This window comes from Pseudaeromonas sp. HNCC25DJ180, assembly GCF_055413345.1.
Genome location: NZ_JBVAYF010000041.1, coordinates 1 through 720 on the forward strand (window position 1 = coordinate 1; position 720 = coordinate 720).

The following is a 720-nucleotide window of genomic DNA, read 5'->3' on the forward strand; positions in this document are numbered from 1 at the left end:
GACGATGTGCCGACGGCGCATGCTGATAGCAATAGCGTCGATGAAGGGGACCTGGTCACGGGCAATGTGCTGAGTGATGGCAGTGATGATGTGTTTGGTGCGGATGGAGCGAGTGCCACGACGCCGGCTGGCGGGGTGGTGGGGGTGCGTGCTGCAGGCTTGGACACCACGACTCCGGTATTAACCGGGCTGGAGACCGCCATCATCGGGTTGCATGGCACACTGACCTTGGCGGCCGATGGCAGTTACAGCTATCAGTCCGAGGCCAATGACATTAGTGCGAACGCCCAGGATGTGTTTGTCTACACCATCCAGGATGGGGATGGCGACCTGTCGACCACGACGCTGACGATAGGGGTGAAGGACTTCACGCTGAGCGCCGAGGACGACGAGTCGCTGGTGAACGAAGCGGGTCTGGCGGGGATTGGCAGTGCCGCAGGCAACGGCAGTGCGGTTGATTCTGATGGGGTTATCACCGGCAGTGGCGGTACGGGACCGTACCACTTCGAGCTGACGGGCAGTGCCACAGGCAGCTATGGCAACCTGGTGCTGGATGCCACGACGGGCAAGTACACCTATACCTTGACCCAGCCGTTTGATACCACGCCGGATAGCAGCACGACGGCCACCCAGACCGAGAGTGGCAAGGATAGCTTTGGCTACAAGGTGACGGATGCCAATGGCAACAGCACCACGGGCACCATCACGGTGGACATCATC

The 720-nt window shown here is 60.8% G+C and carries 1 protein-coding gene; it reads left to right on the forward strand.

Features of this window, described 5'->3' with window-relative positions; genetic code table 11:
* Nucleotides 1–720, forward strand: a 720-nt coding sequence (locus ACZYTD_RS17180; RefSeq protein WP_463893916.1) for an Ig-like domain-containing protein, incomplete at both ends; no start/stop codon positions are given.